The sequence below is a fragment of the Clostridium sp. AF50-3 genome, from assembly GCF_003477445.1.
Lineage (GTDB): Bacteria > Bacillota > Clostridia > Lachnospirales > Lachnospiraceae > Otoolea > Otoolea fessa.
Genome location: NZ_QUDH01000044.1, coordinates 1 through 1,799 on the forward strand (window position 1 = coordinate 1; position 1,799 = coordinate 1,799).

Sequence of the window (1,799 nt, forward strand, 5' to 3'; positions counted from 1 at the left end):
CTCTATATCTATCTCTTTCTTTATCTCTATCTCTGGTGGACGAATGTCGGACAAATGTCCGCCATTTGTCCGCGGCGGCAAAAGTGCCTTATTTTCAAGCCTTGCGGCGCGTTTCCGTTCCGCTTCGGTAGAGGATTGACCGATCATCAGCTCGATGTCGGTCATATAAAGCAGCCCGCAGTCAAGCTGCTCCACAAGCCCTAACTGCTGGAAGATGGCTAATGCCCGTTCCACCGTCCCGATTTGGTGACGGGTCAGCGTGGCTATCATCTGGGCGGTATAGGGGATATGCTCGTCAAGCTGCAATCTGCCGCCATTTTTCAGCGATTTTAAGTACAGCTTCAAGAGGATATTGGAATACAAAATCCCGTCTTTCATGTCCTCCAACAGCACAATGGAATCGCTGTCGAAGAAGTTTTCTTTCAGTTTGAGGTAGTAATATTTGCGGTTATCTGCCATTGGCGGTGTCCTCCCTGTGTTTCCATCTCTTAGAGAAATACCGGGGGCAGAGGACGATAATCGCCCGGAAGCTCTGCTTGCAGCCGTGTGTGCAGACCCGGCAAAGGTCATTGTAGGTAATACGGTTTCGGTGGTTGAGGAAAAAGCTCCATTCCAACCGCCGCTTTTTGCTCATGCGTGGCATTTCTCGCTCCTTTCTGCCGTTTCCGCTGGCATAAGCGGATAGGTCGGTAAAAATGTAGTTTCTCGGTGTCATTTTCGGGGATTTCCTGCGCTGTGCGCCCCGTTTCAAAGGTGGGCAGTATTGCGGATAGGGTGCAGGGCATATCCCCGTTTTGGTATCGTTTCGGGGCGGTTTTTAACGCTCATGTTCGTGCTTTTTCTCTCTGTCTTTCTCGCCTTGCAGGATTTGAGAAAGATTGTTTTTCACGGTATGCAGCTCCTTGACACGGGCTTTTTTCTCCCGGTATTCGTTGTAATGGGCGTTCTTTTCGGCGGTAAGCTGCTCGATTTCCGCTTGCAGGGCTTTATGGCTTGGCAGCTTGGAAACGCCATGCGCCCGAAAATAACGGGTGGCTGCGTCCGCTATGATAAAATCGCTTTCGTGCCGTTCCCGGTAGGCGCTGCGGGCTTTTTCCGTTTTCTGCGCTTTCAGACCGTCACGGGCAGGCTTGGTCTTGGCATAGGCAAGCACCTGTGTCTGAAGCTCCTTTTTCTCCCGGATAGCAGCGTTCAGGGCTTTCAGCTTCGCGGTGCTGTCCTGTAAATCCGCATTGGCGGATACAAGGGCTGCGTCCAGCTCCTCCGGCGAATAGCCGTACTGCCCGTAGGCGGCAACGGTAGCCGCCATTTGTTTCAGATTGTGGACTGCCGCCCAGCGGTCATAGCCCGCGCCCTTTCCCTCCGCTCGCTTCGCTGCCCGGTCAACCATGCGCTGAATACCGTCCTTTTCCGGGGTGGTTTGGACAGCTTTTTTGCCCTGCAAACGCTCCCTTATGTTGCGGGGGTATTCGGGTACGGGTACGGTTGCGGTCTGCTCGGCGGCTCTGTGGGCGTTCTGTTCCAAAAGGGCAAGAACGGCAGCGCGGTCAAAATCATCTCCCAGCTTGCGGGCGGTAATGGGCTTTGTCCTGTCCGGCGTGAGGTAGGATAGCCGCCCTCGGCTCTCCTTGACAGTCACGCCCTGTTGCAAGAGAACGGCGGCGAACTCGCCATAGCTTGCGGCAGAGGACAGCGCGGTGCGTATGGCCTGCCGCAATTTTTCCTTGTCTGTTTCAAACTTCGTGGGCTTGGCTGGCTGCTCCTCGGCTGGCAAGGCGGCAGCTTCCTTGTCCAGCTTT

General features: G+C 54.5%; 2 protein-coding genes and 1 pseudogene. All 3 read right to left on the reverse strand.

The genetic code is table 11. The features are described 5' to 3' along the window. Positions 1 to 459, reverse strand: a 459-nt coding sequence (locus tag DW085_RS18675; RefSeq protein WP_182430952.1) for a phage replisome organizer N-terminal domain-containing protein, incomplete at its 3' end; no start/stop codon positions are given. Next, positions 449 to 643 carry a hypothetical protein gene (locus tag DW085_RS18680; protein ID WP_118494352.1) on the reverse strand — a complete coding sequence of 65 codons (195 nt, stop codon included), beginning with the start codon at positions 641 to 643 and terminating at the stop codon, positions 449 to 451. The genes DW085_RS18675 and DW085_RS18680, both read right to left, overlap by 11 nt. Before the next feature lie 174 nt (positions 644 to 817). Beyond that, positions 818 to 1,799, reverse strand: a pseudogene (locus DW085_RS18685) (relaxase); the annotation flags it as partial.

Excerpts from the sequence above, each read along its gene's own strand:
- DW085_RS18680 (WP_118494352.1), bottom strand. The coding sequence starts at position 643 with ATGCCACGCATGAGCAAAAAGCGGCGGTTGGAATGGAGCTTTTTCCTC.